The sequence below is a fragment of the Fibrobacter sp. genome (genome assembly GCF_017551775.1).
Lineage (GTDB): Bacteria > Fibrobacterota > Fibrobacteria > Fibrobacterales > Fibrobacteraceae > Fibrobacter.
Genome location: NZ_JAFZKX010000038.1, coordinates 38,995 through 52,616, shown reverse-complemented (window position 1 = coordinate 52,616; position 13,622 = coordinate 38,995). Strand labels below are relative to the sequence as shown.

The following is a 13,622-nucleotide window of genomic DNA, read 5'->3' as shown; positions in this document are numbered from 1 at the left end:
GTCCTTGAAGGAACCCGTGTGGGAGTTGCCGCAAAGCTTGACCTTGAGGCTTCCGATGCCGAGTTCGCGGGCGAGCGGGGCGGCGTCAAAGAGCGGGCTCCAGCCTTCGCGCATCGTCACGATGTCTTCGAGCGGCATGTCGGGGAGAACCATCTCGCGCTTGCTCCAGATACCGCTCATGTCGGCGGGTTCGAAGCTCATACGGCGTTCGGCGAACAGCTTCTTCCATTCGTCGGGGCTCTTGCTTGCAAGGGCCTTACGGTCGTGCTCGACTTCGAGCAGGCTTCCGTCCACCTTGCTGCGGTAAATGACGTCGGTCAGCGGGTAGGTATCGTCCCCGTTGATGTTCCTAAAATGCGCGTTAAATTGGGCCATAATGTCCTCTTGATTTTACGAGGGCAAATATAGTAATTGGAGTTCCTTGTTCCTAGTTCCTAGTTACTAGGGATGCAGGAAAAAGTGTTTATAAGGCGCTATTCCGGTGATGTCGCGGCGGTGTCTATCGGCGTCACGGTGCTGTCCGCAGGGGTTTTGGCGCTATCGGCCGGAACATCGGGCGCCTTGCAAAGATTGATTGTCTTGTCGACTTCTTTGCGGATGGAGTCCAGCTTGGCCTGGTAGCGCGGGTTTACTGTCGTTTCGCCGTCGCAAATCTGGGTTTGCGCGTATTCTCCATTGTACGCTCTGCGGTACGAAGAATTGACGCAATTCTTTAAGTTGTCCGAAACGTCTTCGCCTGCGGCAACAAGGCTATCCAATTTCTGGGCTATGCAACTGTCGGCGACTATATCCCTTAAAACGAAGTCCGTCTTCTGGCAGAGCGGGGAGGGTGCGGCGGAACTGCTGGATTCGGCGCTAGAACTACTCGCGAACAGGTCGATAAATTCCTGGGTCGTATAGACGAGCCCGTCCTTCGCATAGGAATAAGTCGTGCCGTTAGAGCATTTGTAATCTGTGCGTACTCTCATTTGGTTCATGCAGGAGGGGACTCCGTAAAGGGGGGCTTCACCAAAGCATTCTTCCAGGTCGTCTTCGATTTCTGCAATTTCTTCAGTGGAAAGAGTCTTGTTGCTGTTTAGTTTGTTTTTGAGAGACGAGCAGTCTTTGATGGGTGAGGCTGTATATACGCATTCATTGTAAATGAATTGTTCTGCCTTGCAGGTCACGCTCGTGTCGCTGGCGAGCCTGTATTGTACGGAACTGCTGGACGATTTTTCGTCGGGAGCCGAGGATGACGATTCGGGAGTGACGCTTGACGACAATTCGGTACTTTCGGAACTGACGGCCACTGAACTGCTGGATTCCAGGGTTTCGCTTGATTCCGGGACGGAATCGTCGATGCCAATGGTGCCATAGAGGGGTTGGGCGTCGTCACTGCAACTTGCCCAGAATACGGCGGTTACGGACAATAAAAACTTACCCAGGCGAAAACGTAATTTCATAATAGTCTCCTACTTTATCTCTAATATATGTTTTTTTGGGGGGTGTAGGTGCGTAGACGGGGGTGTTTTTTGCCGAATTTGGGCGAAAACAGGGCTCTTTTTCTATATTAATGTCCGAAAAAATGTTCAACACGATTCGGAGTTCCGAGTGAAGAAGAAAAATATCGCGTTATTGTCTTTTTTGGTCGTATGGGCGATTGCCTTGACGGCCTGTCTTTTCGATTCTAGCGATTCGAGCTTGAGCAGCTGGCTTTCGGACCAGGGGCTGCCTGATAGTTACAAGGTCCAGATGCTCACGGTGGAAGACCTTACTCCCGTGTCCGCGAAAGCGTATGCCGGCAATTCGGTATTCGCCGTGACGGAAAGGGTGGTTTTCGGTACGCAGGCGGGCCTGTCTCACGACGCCGTCTTCGATTTCGCGTTTATCGATTCCTCGTTCCTCGGCGAGATGAAGGATGCGGACTCGGCTGCCGCCTTCGTCGTGCTGTTCGTGAACCAGGAGTTCTATAGCGCCAAGCAGTTCCCCAAGGATTCGCTCCCGTACGAGGAAACGCTCGACCTGAAGCTTGAATGGATTCTCGACAACGGGCAGAAGAAGTCCTTTGTCGACAGCGTGGGCAAGGTCTCTGTTACTGACTGGCTCGAAGAACTCAAGGAATGGAAGGCGGACAATTCCGCGGATACCTCCTACGATCTTTCCATCGGGGCGAAGGATTCCCTGGTGAGGATTGACCTGCCTTCGACTTTTGTCGAGGATATGAAGAAGGCCGGCCCCGCATGCCACCTCCAGCTGCGCGTCTCCGCACCGGAGGCCAAGCGCCTTTACCGCTTCTACGGGCCGAACAGCGATTTTCCGCCCGAGTTCCGCATGCGCTCCGTTTCGGACACGAACATCAAGAGGCTTCCGCCTTTCCGCATGAGCAATATTGTCGTCTACAACGATTCCTGCGAGGATTGCCTCGTTGTGCATGGCGGCGTGCTCGATTCCATCGTCGTGGAATACCCGTCGGACAAGATTCTCGAGGCGCTTTCTGATTTCTACGGCGATGCCTTCCCGTTTGAAGAGGGCGACGGCAACGACGTGCGTCAGGCGGTCGTCCTGGCCCAGCTCAATCTGGTTCGAGACGACGCCGAAGGCTACGCTGAACTGGGACTGCCTATCCAGGTTGTCGTTGGTTCCTTTGTCGACAGCCTCGACGAAGAAATCCGCCGCATGGAAATGTACAAGGTGAACCGCAAACTCGTCGCTGAATCGGGCCATCCGAACATGGTGTTCTACGACGGCGATTCGCTCTCGCTCCAGGTGACCTATGGCCTGCGCGACCTCATCAACCAGGCGAAGGACGGACGCAACTTCAAGATGATGGTGCGTCTCGGCTACCCGGTGCTGCAGGACAAGGATTCCCTTTATACGGACTACAAGACTGCGGATGGTGACTCGGTCTACGTGTTCTTCAAATATTTCGATTACGCCCGATACGATTTCGGCAAGACGTTCAGCCAGCCTGCTCAGCTCAAACTCTGGCTTGCTACCAAGCGCGGAGGTGAAGAATGAAAAAGTTTTTAGGATTGATCCTTTGTTGTGCCGCTTTCGCATCGGCTTCCATGATTGGTATTGACGCCTTGGGCGAAGAACAGACTGTTGGCGGTTCTGCCGCTGCCGCGGGTCGCGGTTTTGCGGGCGGGGCCAAGACGGGCGAGGCGGAAGGCCTTTCTGTCGTGAACCCGGCACGCATGGCTTTCGACACGAAGGTCGTGTTCAACCTGAACTTCCTCATGGACATGTACGCCATCGAATCGAACGGCGATAGCTACTTCACGAAGAACATCTCGACGCCTTCGTTCAACCTGTCGTTCCCGATGGGCGATTTTGGCGCGTTCGGCGTTTCGCTGTGGCAGCACTATTCTTCGTCTATCCGCGAGAGCGTCGTGGATACCTTGACCCATGCCGATGCGAAAATCGAGTACTCGGGCAGCATTTACGAGATTGTCCCGACTTACGCCGTGAGGCTCCCGTACCTCCGCAACATCTCCCTCGGCGCATCCGTGCACATCGTGATGGGCAGCATGATGCGTAGCCTTACGCTCGGCCCGAACAACGATGACATCGCCGACGAGGATATTTGGGCGACGAACAGCGCCGAACTGACGGACTACGTGGAAGGCTCCTGGGAAATCGAACACCATCCGGCCTACTACTCCGGATCGGTGCAGTACCGCGGGCGCCAGTCTTCGTTCTACTTCTCGTACACCACGGGTTATACGCTCCTCAACAAGCTGGATTACACGCTCCGTTTCTCGGAACTGGATACGCTTGTCCCGAGCCGCATCGAACGCAAGGTGAAGATTCCGGCGTTGTTCGCTACGGGCGTGAACTACCGCCTGGCCAAGCGCCACAACGTGATGATGGACTTGCAGTGGCGCAAGTGGGACGAGGACGTGGAAAACGTCGGCCGCAGCTACGACATGAGAAGCACGACCGAGACGCAGGATGACTTTGTCGCATCTATCGGTTACCAGCGTGACGGAAGTACGCTCTATTACGATCCGTTCCTGGATAGGGTAACCTACCGTGCTGGCGCATGGTTCAAGAACTGGTATGTCGCGGATGTCTACGAAGTGGGCGGCTCCATCGGTGCCGGTTTCCCGCTCGGTCGCAAGGGCATTTCTCTCGACTTGGCGCTCCAGGGCGGCAAGCGCTTCTCGGAATCCGAGGGCAACTGGGATGAGGTGTTCTTCGGCATACGCCTGGGCCTTATGGGCATAGGCAACTGGGGTCAGTCCCGTCGATAGTTTTTTTACTGTAGGAGGCTAGAAATGGCTACGAAAAAAACAGAGAAGACGAATACCACCAAGAAGGTGGAGAAGGCCGTAAAGGAAACGACCTCCAAGATAAAGACTGCTGTGAAGTCTGCGGTGAAGACCGTCGCTAAGAAGGCGAAGACTGCGGCGGAGAAGCCCGCGAAGGCTGTGAAGGCTGTCGAGGAGACGGTGAAGTCGGCTGCCAAGGCTTCTGTGAAGTCTGCTGTTAAGCCCGCGGCAAAGGCCGCGAAGGCCCCGGCCAAGGCTGTGGCCAAGTCCGCCCCGAAGGCATCGGAACAGAACGATGTGAAAGTTAAGGTCACTGCGAAGCCGGTGGCCAAGAAGGTTGCCGCGGTGAGGAAACTTGCCGAAAAGGCGACTGCGGTGAAGGCCGCCGCGAAGCCGGTCACGAAGACTGCCAGCATGGCGCAGACCTTCGACCCGGAATACCTCGTGCTCATGCAGAAGGATCCGAACTGGATGCAGGCTTTCTGGGATGTTTCCGAAGACCGTATCAAGAAGGCGAAGAAGGGCAAGGGCAAACTGGTGCTCCGCTTGTTCGACGTTCTGGGCGACCTCACCGTGAAGCGCGCCAAGAAGCGCAAGTTCCACGATGTGGAAGTGCCTGCCGATGCCCGCAGCTGGTATGTGGAGAACAAGGCTACGGACAATACGGTGGCCGTACTCGGCTTTGCCGATGGCAAGAACTTTATGCCGCTGGTCGAATCCGCGCCGGTGCAGGCCTATACCCCGAACGGTTCCGAAGTGAATGTCGATGACGTGTTTGTGCGCGCATCCCTCGGGGGCGCTGCCATGGGCGGTTTCGGCAGCTCGGGCCTTTCGAGCATGTCGGCCAAGAACTGGCTCGAATCGCTTTCCAGCTCTTCGGGTTCCATGTTCTCGGGCGCGCTTTCGAGTGCGGCCCTCAAGAGCAACAAGCTTGAACTCCCGAAGGATTCCGTGAACTACGGGAAGGATTTCTTCTTGTGGGTGAAGACCCGCTTGATCGTTTACGGCGGCACGCGCCCCGACGCTCACCTGCAGGTGCGCGGCGAACCGTTCCCGCTGAACCCGGACGGCACCTTCAGCTTTGAAGAAGACCTGCCGGATTCTACGAAGATTATCCCGGTGTTCGCGACCGACAAGGATGGCGATTTCCCGACAACGATTGTCCCCATCGTCGTGAAGCGTACCGAGTAGGCGCGCCTGCTCGATAGACCCCGAGGGCAAATTGTCCGCGCCCGGTAAGATACACCTGCTGTTGCATGCGCACCTGCCTTTTGTGCGCGAACCCGAATACGACCGGTTCTTGGAAGAGAACTGGTTTTTCGAGGCTATGGCGGAGACGTATTTGCCGGTGGTGCAGATGCTTTTCCGGCTCGAGGAGAAGGGCGTGCCCGGGACGCTCAACCTGAGCGTATCTTCGGCGCTCCTCGCGATGCTCACCGATGAATCGCTCCTGAAAAAATTCACGCGCCACCTGCACATGCAGGAACGGCTTCTCGAAAAGGAACGCGTGCGCTTCGCGGACGATCCGGAACGATTGCCCGTAATCGATTTCTATGCCCGCAGGCAGCGCTCGCTTATCGACTACTGGGAACGCATCTGCAATTGCGAAATCGTGCCTTCGCTGAAGAGGCTTTCGGATTGCGGCAAGCTCACGCTCCTTACGTGCGTGGGGACGCATCCGTTTTTGCCGGCTTACCAGTCCGACGTGACGGCGATTCGCCTGCAGCTCGGCGTGACCGTGAAGGCTTTCGAAAAAGCCTTCGGGTTTAGGCCCCGCGGGCTTTGGCTCCCCGAATGCGGGTATTTCGAAGGTCTTGACCGCCTTCTCGCCGAATTCGGGTTCGAGTACTTTTTCCTCGAGACCCACGGCGTGCTTTTGGCAAAGCCCGCGCCCAAATACGGAGTATTTGCGCCAATAAAGACCCCTGCGGGGCTTTATTGCATGGGCCGCGAACAGGGCAGTTCCATGGAAGTATGGAGCCGCAAGACAGGCTACCCCGGGCATCCCGAATACCGCGAGTTCTTCAAGGATATCGCATACGAACGCGAGCCCGATTACCTGGGCGACTACTTCATGGCGGGTTCGACCCCCATCGAGACGGGGCTCAAGTACTACCGCATTACGGGTAGCGAGGACAAGCAAGTTTACCGCCCGTGGAACGCGCTCCGCCTGGTCGAAGACCACGCGAGGCTCTTTGTGGCTAACCGCGAGGCTACCGTCACCGAACTCCTCCCGAAGATGGAGGGCAACAAGGTATCCATCCTTTGCCCTTACGATGCGGAACTTTTCGGGCACTGGTGGTTCGAAGGCCCCGCATTCATCGAGAAGATGTTCGAACGCGCCGCCTGTTCCAATACGGTGGAGATGGCGTCGCTGGAATCCACGATGCATTCCTCGTGCGACGGGGACGTACATAACCCGGCGTTCTCCTCGTGGGGCGAGGGCGGTTTCGGCGAAGTCTGGATGAACGACGAGGTATGCTGGGAGTACCCGCTGTTCTTCCGCATGCGCGGGATAATGGATGCGCTCAAGAAGGCGCTAGATGCTTGCAATGGTGGCGCGCAGGCGAAACTCTACCGGCGCTTCTACGAGCAGATGGCCCGCGAACTCCTGCTGTTCCAGGCTTCTGACTGGGCGTTCATGATTCACAACAAGTCCGCGGCGGATTATGCGAAGTCGCGGTTGAACGGGCATTACAAAAACGTGTGCTCGCTCTATGCCTCTGCGATGGCGGGGCTTGCGGAGGGCTGCAAGAAGCCCGACACGTCGCTCCTCGCGAAACTCGAGAACCAGGACAATCTCTTCCCCTGGATCGGCGAGTTGCTTTAGTACACTACCAGGAATTTCTCGAGTTTTCCGCTGGCGCCTGCGCGGAAGCGGTATACGCCCGGCTTCATCTTTTCCTTGATGCGTTCTTCGCTGATGCAGTGCGTCGTCTTGGTGTACGGCTCGCGCAGTACGAGTTCACCACGGCCCGTGCGGATTTCGATGAATTTCTTGGTGTCGGGAAGCGGAGTGAAGCACAGCATGCCGGAACCGCGCCAGGGAACGGGGAATGCGCGCAGCGTGGAATCCTTGATGACTTCGGGGATGCTCTTCGGGTTCGCGAACCGGCTGAATACCCACAAGATGGAATCGGCGAGGAAGGTTTCCCTGTTGATGGAATCGATTGTGCCAGTGTTGGCGATCCTGCGGATTTCGGTCTTGTTCCCGTTGAACAGGAGCACGGAGGCGCGCCCCCTGTAGTTTTCAAGGTCCGGTTCTCCGCCTGCGTAATAACGGAATGAGTACAAGGAAGTGTCCGGTACGAATTTGTTGGAGGCGGAGGTTTCTTTGCCGTAGTAATAATCTTCCTTGCTGTCGGAATAGTTGCTGTTTGCCGACCTTATCCTGGGTGATTCCCAGTTTGGCTGGTCATCCCATACCCAGAGTTTTTTGTCGACTGTATTGGCGTTTTCTCCAGAAAGGGTGAGTCGTGTCGCGAAATCGTGGAATACGGAATCGGCGGAAAGGTTGCGCTTGTTGAGTACTTTTTCGAGATTCTCTTCGAAAGATATGTTGGGGGTTTTTGCAAAGTTCTCCCAGATTTCCTTGTCGAAATGCTTGTCGACGTGCTTGTAGAGGTACAGGTACAGGATGCTTTCTCCGTAGTCGCCATAAGCGATGGTATCTACTAGGTAAAGCGGAAATTCGTTCATGCTGTTGAAGAAATAAGGAATGTAGAAGAAATAGTCGTTTACGTCGGGGACCCCGATTTCTTCGTTTGCCGTGGCGGAGGCTTCTATCCAGTGGGACCAGTGCTCGAACAGGTGGGTATAGCGCAACTGGACGGCATGGTAGAGCTCGTGGAAGGCTGTTACGCGGATGGCCTTGTCCCAATTGTCGGCATAGGAATAACCATGGGCTCGGTTGTATTGGACCTCCGAGGCGAGGGGGTAGTTGCAGACTTTCCCGTCTTTTACGAGAGAACCCTCGCGACTGGAATATTTGGGCACATAGTGGAAGTCGTTGTCGATGATGATTCCTGATTTGTTGTGGTCGCCATTGGCACTGGGATCGGGGAAGGTGATTCCGTAACAGCCGTGGCAGTAATCCGAGCCTAAGGTGTTGTAGGGGTCGCGCAAGAAGTCTATGTCGGCGACTTCGATGGGGTAGAGTCCTTTTTTGACGGGCTTCTGGTAATGGCTTGTAGTGTCGATACCCATCGGGATGCGCATGCCCATGGTTACCGTGTGGAAATGGAAGGCGTCTTCGAGCGCGACGGCCAGCGAATCGATGAACTCGGGAATCGTGGCGTGCGGGCCTTCGTCGAGGGTGTAGAAAATCTGGAAGTGCTCTGTTTCGCGGGTGAGGACGGTATCGTAGTAGGCGTCGGCATCGCAGCTCTGTTGGGCTCTGGCGATTGTAATGCGCTTTGCCGCGAAGCCCTTGGGGTTGGCGGCTGCGTTTTTCCTATTCTGGTAGGCGAATGCCATGCCGCATTTGTGCGCGGCCGCCGTACCCGAAAGAACGAACAATGTTGACAATAAAAAAACGATGAACTTAGTGCGCATTCCTCCTCCTTAAGGGAAAACCCGCATTGTCGAGAATCTTGCTTGCGCTTCCGATAACGGTTTCGGGAACGCAGAGCGGTTTCTGGTGGCGCGGCTTGATGCGCGCGTCGATTACGATAGGTGCCTGGATGGACCAGTGCTTGTCTACGAAGTGCGCGTCCGGCCCGTAGGCGTCCTGCGCGGGGTCGGAGCGTGTGAATGTCATCCAGATAAAATCGTCGAGGCTCTTTGGAGTGCTGGCGCCGATGGTGGAAGTGTCGTCCACGATGCTTACCCACGGGTAGTTCTCGCGGTACTCCCACTTCGCTAGCGAATCCAGCAGGGGGGAGATGTCGCCGGACGAAGGTACGGCCCCCGTTGTGTTCCACTGGATGGCGAGAACGCCCTTCATGGCGATTTTCGGGCTCGTGAAGCCGGCGGGTAGCGCCAGGCTTGCTAGGTCCGCGGCGTCGTTGCGCAGTTCGCGGCGCTTTAGTCCGGCGGCGGCGATGACGAGTTTCGACCCGTGATTCAGGCTGGTGCCCGTATAGTCGAGCGTGTCGATGGTCGTGGAGGTCTGGAAATGCAGATCGCGGGAAAAATCGATGCGCTCGAGGATATGCGCGAAGAATGCGGGCACGTCGCGGACATCCAGTGACCTGCGGGCGTCTTGCCTTGCGCTTCTATCGGCGGAAATTTCGCTGGCACCTAGCGTGCCGCTTGCATCTTCCTTCGCGGCCACCATCAGGTACTTGGAAAGCGAGACCTGGTTGAATCCGAGCAGCGCGTTCGCTGTCTTGAGAAGTTCCATCGGTTCGCGGTTTTCGGGCCTGGCGTAGGGCACGAACCGCTCGTTTGCGACGGCGAGGCATAGCGGGTGCACTCCGGCGGCGTCGACCGCGTGAACCGCGTGTACCCCCGGGATGGATGCGGGTACCATCGGCTTCGTGAGCTCGTGTATGAAATCCCCGAAGATGGTGTCTTCTTTCGGGGGGCGGCCTACGGAAGTAAACGGGTAGATGGCGTTCTTCTTGCAGAGCACCTTCTTCACGCGCATGTAGGGGAAGGGGTGCTTACCGGAGTAGTACCCCACATGGTCGCCGAACGGGCCTTCTGGTTTCAGGTCTGGAGCCATCTCCCCTAAAATACAAAATTCGGCATCGCTGGAGACAAGGTAACCATCGTGCTCGAAATAGCGGAATCTCCGCCCGCCGAGCATTCCGGCGAAAGTCAGTTCGGACAAATTCTCCGGCATGGGCATCACCGCGGCTACGGTATGGGCGGGCGGACCTCCGATGAACACGCTCACCTTGAGCGGGCGGCCTTCCTCAATTGCCTTCCTGTGGTGGCGCGCGATGTCCCGCTTTATCTGGTAATGCAGCCCGCATTCGTCTGCCGCGTAGTCGTTGCCGGAAATCTGCACGCGGTACATGCCGAGGTTCGTCTGCAGAAAGCCTGCGTGTTCGGCCGGGCGCGATGCCACCTGCGGGAGCGTCACGAAGGCGCCGCCGTCTTCGGGCCAGCCCACGATTTGCGGGAGGTCGGCCAGCGTGCATTCCTCGAAGTCGCGGATGCTGCCCGAGCGCTTCGGGAGCGCGCGGATGCCCGCTTTCGCCGCTCGGAATAGCGCTGCGGGTGTCGTGTGCCTGAAAAAATCCACCGGGTTCGACTTGAAGGAGATTGCGGTCCGCGTGCTTTTTAGCGTATCGCGGAACAGAAATTCCATGCGCTCGCGGGTCCCGAAAATGTTCGCCGCCGCCTGGAAACGGCATCCTTTCACCTTCTCGAAAAGGAGCGCAGGGCCCCCGCGGTCGAATGCCTGGCGGGCGATTTCTGCCATCTGGAGGTGCGGATCCACTTCTTCGCGGATACGCCTGAGCAAACCTGCTTTCTCCAGATCCTGCAGGGCCTGTCTCATGTTCCTGTACATGGGAATGTTACCGGTTGCGTTAGCCGGCGGTGGCTCCGATATCGAGAGCGCCGAAGGATTGCGTCTTCTTGCGGGTTTCTACGGCGAGGTACACGTCGCGTGCCGCCTTGCGGGCAAATATCGCATACACGAGGCTCGCCTTGGAGGCGATTTCCGCGAAAGTTTCTTCGGGGACTGCCGTAAAGCCCTGGAACGAGAGGTCGTCGTAGCAGGCGGTCATGTGCCCTTCGGATACAAACTTGTGGCTGGCCGTGAATCCGCGGAAGGGGCCCTGTCCGAGACGGACGGTGATGCAGTTGTCCTTTATCGAACTGATGATGCCGGTCCAGCGGATGATCTTGAAACCGTACTGGAGCTGGTACTTGATGGTAGCTCCGGCTTCGAGTTCCTTCGGGAAGATGTAATGGAGCAGCGGATTTTGGCCGATAGTCAAATTCAGGGGCGCATATTGAAGCGTTTCCATAACATTGGGAAGCGAGAATTCTTGCCAGGACGTTTGACTAAACTGTACCATACATCAATTAATTTAGTAAAAAAAATGCGTAGCGAGTGTAAAAAAGTGTGATTTGGAAGGAATCCCGCCGGAACGGGATTCCAGAGGCCTTTTTATTCGGCGGGCTCGAACATGTCGATACGCACCTTGTGCTTGCCACCCATGAACTCGGTTTCGAGGAATTTCTTCGTAATTTGCTCGCAGAGTTCGAAGGGGATGATGCGCGCGCCCATGCAGAGCACGTTCGCATTGTTGTGGAGCCTGGTGAATTCGCTAGACTTGAGGTCGCCGCAGACAGCTGCGCGGATGCCCTTCCTCTTGTTTGCCGCCATGCTCATGCCGATACCCGTGCCGCAGATGAGGATGCCGCAGTCAGCTTCTTTCGAAACGACCTTGTCGCATACCTTGTTGGCGTAAATCGGGTAGTCGCAGGATTCGGTGGAATCGGTACCCATGTTGAGGACGTTGTAGCCCTGCTCCTTGAGGATGGCGCTGAGCTTGTCCTTGTATTCTACGGCGGCGTGGTCGCAGCCGATGGCGATGGTCTTGAACATTTTTGACTCCTGATATTACGAATTGAACAGGTCTTCTTCGCTGAACTTCATCAAGGACTTGCACAGGGGGATGTCCTCCTTGCGGGTAATCTTGATGTTGTTCGTGAAACCTTTGGAAAAATAGATGCGCTTGCCGTAGTAGATGGCGACGAGGTCCGCGTAGATGAAGTCGTGCTTGTCGTCTTTTTCGGCCTGTTCGTAGAGTTCACGGATGAACTTGTAGTTGTAGGCCTGCGGGGTCTGCACGCGCATGATGGAACTGCGGTCGAGTTCCTTGTCGCCGCTCTTGCCGTCGTCGGTGAAGAGCACGGTTTCGTGGCAGGGGATGGCGAGCGAGGCGTTGCCCTTCTCGTGCGAGATGCGCAACATCTCGTTGATGGCCGCCTGCGGGAGGATCGGGCGGGCGGCATCGTGAATGATAATCTGGTCGCCGTCCTCGAGCTTGTCGCGCAAGAAGAAGATGCCGTTTCTCGTTGAATCGTGCGAGGTGTCGCCGCCTGCGACAATCCACTTCACCTTGGTAATCTTGTATTCGTCGAGGATTTCCTTCAGGTGCTCAATCCAGTCTTCCACGCACACGACGACTATGCCGTCGACGTTCTCGTTCCGCTGGAAATTCTCGAGCGTGTAGACGATTACGGGCTTGTCGTTGAGGGAGAGGAACTGCTTGGGCATTGCGCCTCCCATGCGCTTTCCGACTCCGCCCGCGAGGATGATGGCGATATGCTTCATATTAGGCTCCTTCCGGAACGTCGATCTGAACGAGTTCCTTCATGAACATTTCCATGTACTTCTTGTCCCAGATGGTGACGCGCAGGAACCCTGCGGAATCGCCCTTGCCGCAGAAGATGAGGATGCCGCGGTTCTTGAGCTCGTCGGTGATGTACTCGGCGGTCCTGTGCTTCGGCGTGATGCAGATGAAGCATCCTTCCGTCGGGATGTAGGAATATCCGGTCTTGTCGAGGGCTTCGAGCAGGCACTTCTTGCCGGCTTCGAACTTCTCGGTGAGTTCTTTCACGACGCGGTCGTAGTTCGCGACCATTTCTTCGGCGACGGCGAGCGCCACCGCGTTCACCGTGTAGTGCGGCTTGTAGTTGCGGATGTACTGGGCGTTTTCGGCGCTGGAGATGACGACACCGATGCGCAGCCCCGGCATGGAGAGCATCTTCGAGAAGGTGCGGAGGATGATGAGGTTGTCGTATTCCTTGAGGAGCGGGAGGGCCGTTTCCTTGTGGAACAGGTAGTACGCCTCGTCGACGATGACGAGCGCGTTGTTCGCCTTGGCCTTGTCGAGAACCTTGCGGATTTCGTCCATGGTGTAGGCGTTGCCGATAGGCATGTTCGGGTTCACGATGGAAACGAGGCTCGTATTCTCGTTGATTTCGGCGAGCAGTTTGTTGATGTCGAACGTGTAGTCGCTTTCGTAGTGGACGAACTTCGTGTTCATGCCCTGCATGTCGGCGTAGACCTTGTACATGCCGAACGTCGGGGTGACGCAGATGAGGTCCTTGCCCGGTTCTCCGAACACCTTGATGGCATAACCCATCGCGACGACGCTACCGTCGGTGAGCGCGATGTTTTCTGCGGTGAGGCCGATGACCTTCGCGTATTCTTCGGTGAGTTTGGATTCTTCGGGGTAGATGGAAAGGTATTCCGGCGTGACTTTCGCCATCGCCTTGTCAAAGAGCCATTGCGGTATCCCATCCGGGTTTTCGTTCTGGTCGAGTCTCACGTATTTGCCGCGTCCTTCGGGCTGGTTCGTGCGGAAAAAACTCTTGATGATGGGATTTACGTAGTACATTCAGACTCCTTGTCGTGTTGTCGTACAATATAGTTAATTCATCGGGACTTATCCATGC

At 56.4% G+C, this 13,622-nt stretch carries 11 protein-coding genes and 1 pseudogene; 4 read left to right on the top strand and 8 right to left on the bottom strand.

The window, feature by feature from the left end; genetic code table 11:
* Both IK012_RS04655 and IK012_RS04650 read right to left on the bottom strand, forming a co-directional pair.
* Positions 1-375: pseudogene (locus IK012_RS04655) on the bottom strand (threonine synthase); the annotation flags it as partial.
* A 98-nt stretch (positions 376-473) separates the two neighbouring features.
* Complete coding sequence (locus IK012_RS04650) at positions 474-1,442, bottom strand: hypothetical protein (protein ID WP_290951187.1); 969 nt, start codon at positions 1,440-1,442, stop codon at positions 474-476.
* 148 nt (positions 1,443-1,590) lie between these two features.
* On the opposite strand from IK012_RS04650, the gene IK012_RS04645 reads away from it, so the two are divergent.
* From IK012_RS04645 to IK012_RS04630, 4 genes are read left to right on the top strand one after another with little or no spacing between them, the layout of a single operon-like run.
* Complete coding sequence (locus IK012_RS04645) at positions 1,591-2,997, top strand: hypothetical protein (RefSeq protein ID WP_290951183.1); 1,407 nt, start codon at positions 1,591-1,593, stop codon at positions 2,995-2,997.
* Positions 2,994-4,235, top strand: a complete 1,242-nt coding sequence (locus IK012_RS04640) for a hypothetical protein (protein ID WP_290951180.1) — start codon at positions 2,994-2,996, stop codon at positions 4,233-4,235. The genes IK012_RS04645 and IK012_RS04640 overlap by 4 nt, the downstream gene beginning before the upstream one ends.
* 24 nt (positions 4,236-4,259) lie before the next feature.
* Positions 4,260-5,444 (top strand): DUF4912 domain-containing protein, encoded by a 1,185-nt coding sequence (locus IK012_RS04635; RefSeq protein WP_290951177.1) that lies wholly within the window; start codon positions 4,260-4,262, stop codon positions 5,442-5,444.
* Positions 5,445-5,475: 31 nt separating this feature from the next.
* A complete protein-coding gene (locus tag IK012_RS04630; protein ID WP_290951175.1) occupies positions 5,476-7,083 on the top strand; it encodes a 1,4-alpha-glucan branching protein domain-containing protein in 1,608 nt (535 codons plus the stop codon).
* Here IK012_RS04630 and IK012_RS04625 read toward each other — a convergent pair.
* From IK012_RS04625 to IK012_RS04600, 6 genes are all read right to left on the bottom strand, one after another.
* Positions 7,080-8,807 (bottom strand): hypothetical protein, encoded by a 1,728-nt coding sequence (locus tag IK012_RS04625; protein WP_290951173.1) that lies wholly within the window; start codon positions 8,805-8,807, stop codon positions 7,080-7,082. The two genes, IK012_RS04630 and IK012_RS04625, sit on opposite strands and share 4 nt — an antisense overlap.
* A complete protein-coding gene (locus IK012_RS04620; RefSeq protein WP_290951170.1) occupies positions 8,797-10,704 on the bottom strand; it encodes a UbiD family decarboxylase in 1,908 nt (635 codons plus the stop codon). Before IK012_RS04620 ends, IK012_RS04625 begins: the two co-directional genes overlap by 11 nt.
* Before the next feature lie 31 nt (positions 10,705-10,735).
* Complete coding sequence (locus IK012_RS04615; RefSeq protein ID WP_290951167.1) at positions 10,736-11,179, bottom strand: hypothetical protein; 444 nt, start codon at positions 11,177-11,179, stop codon at positions 10,736-10,738.
* Between the two features lie 143 nt (positions 11,180-11,322).
* Positions 11,323-11,763, bottom strand: a complete 441-nt coding sequence (gene rpiB / locus IK012_RS04610; RefSeq protein ID WP_173343510.1) for a ribose 5-phosphate isomerase B — start codon at positions 11,761-11,763, stop codon at positions 11,323-11,325.
* A gap of 15 nt (positions 11,764-11,778) precedes the next feature.
* Entirely contained in the window at positions 11,779-12,495 is a 717-nt protein-coding gene (locus tag IK012_RS04605) for a 2-C-methyl-D-erythritol 4-phosphate cytidylyltransferase (RefSeq protein ID WP_290951163.1), read from the bottom strand.
* Between the two features lies 1 nt (position 12,496).
* Positions 12,497-13,564, bottom strand: a complete 1,068-nt coding sequence (locus tag IK012_RS04600) for a histidinol-phosphate transaminase (protein ID WP_290951159.1) — start codon at positions 13,562-13,564, stop codon at positions 12,497-12,499.
* Between the last annotated feature and the right edge of the window lie 58 nt (positions 13,565-13,622).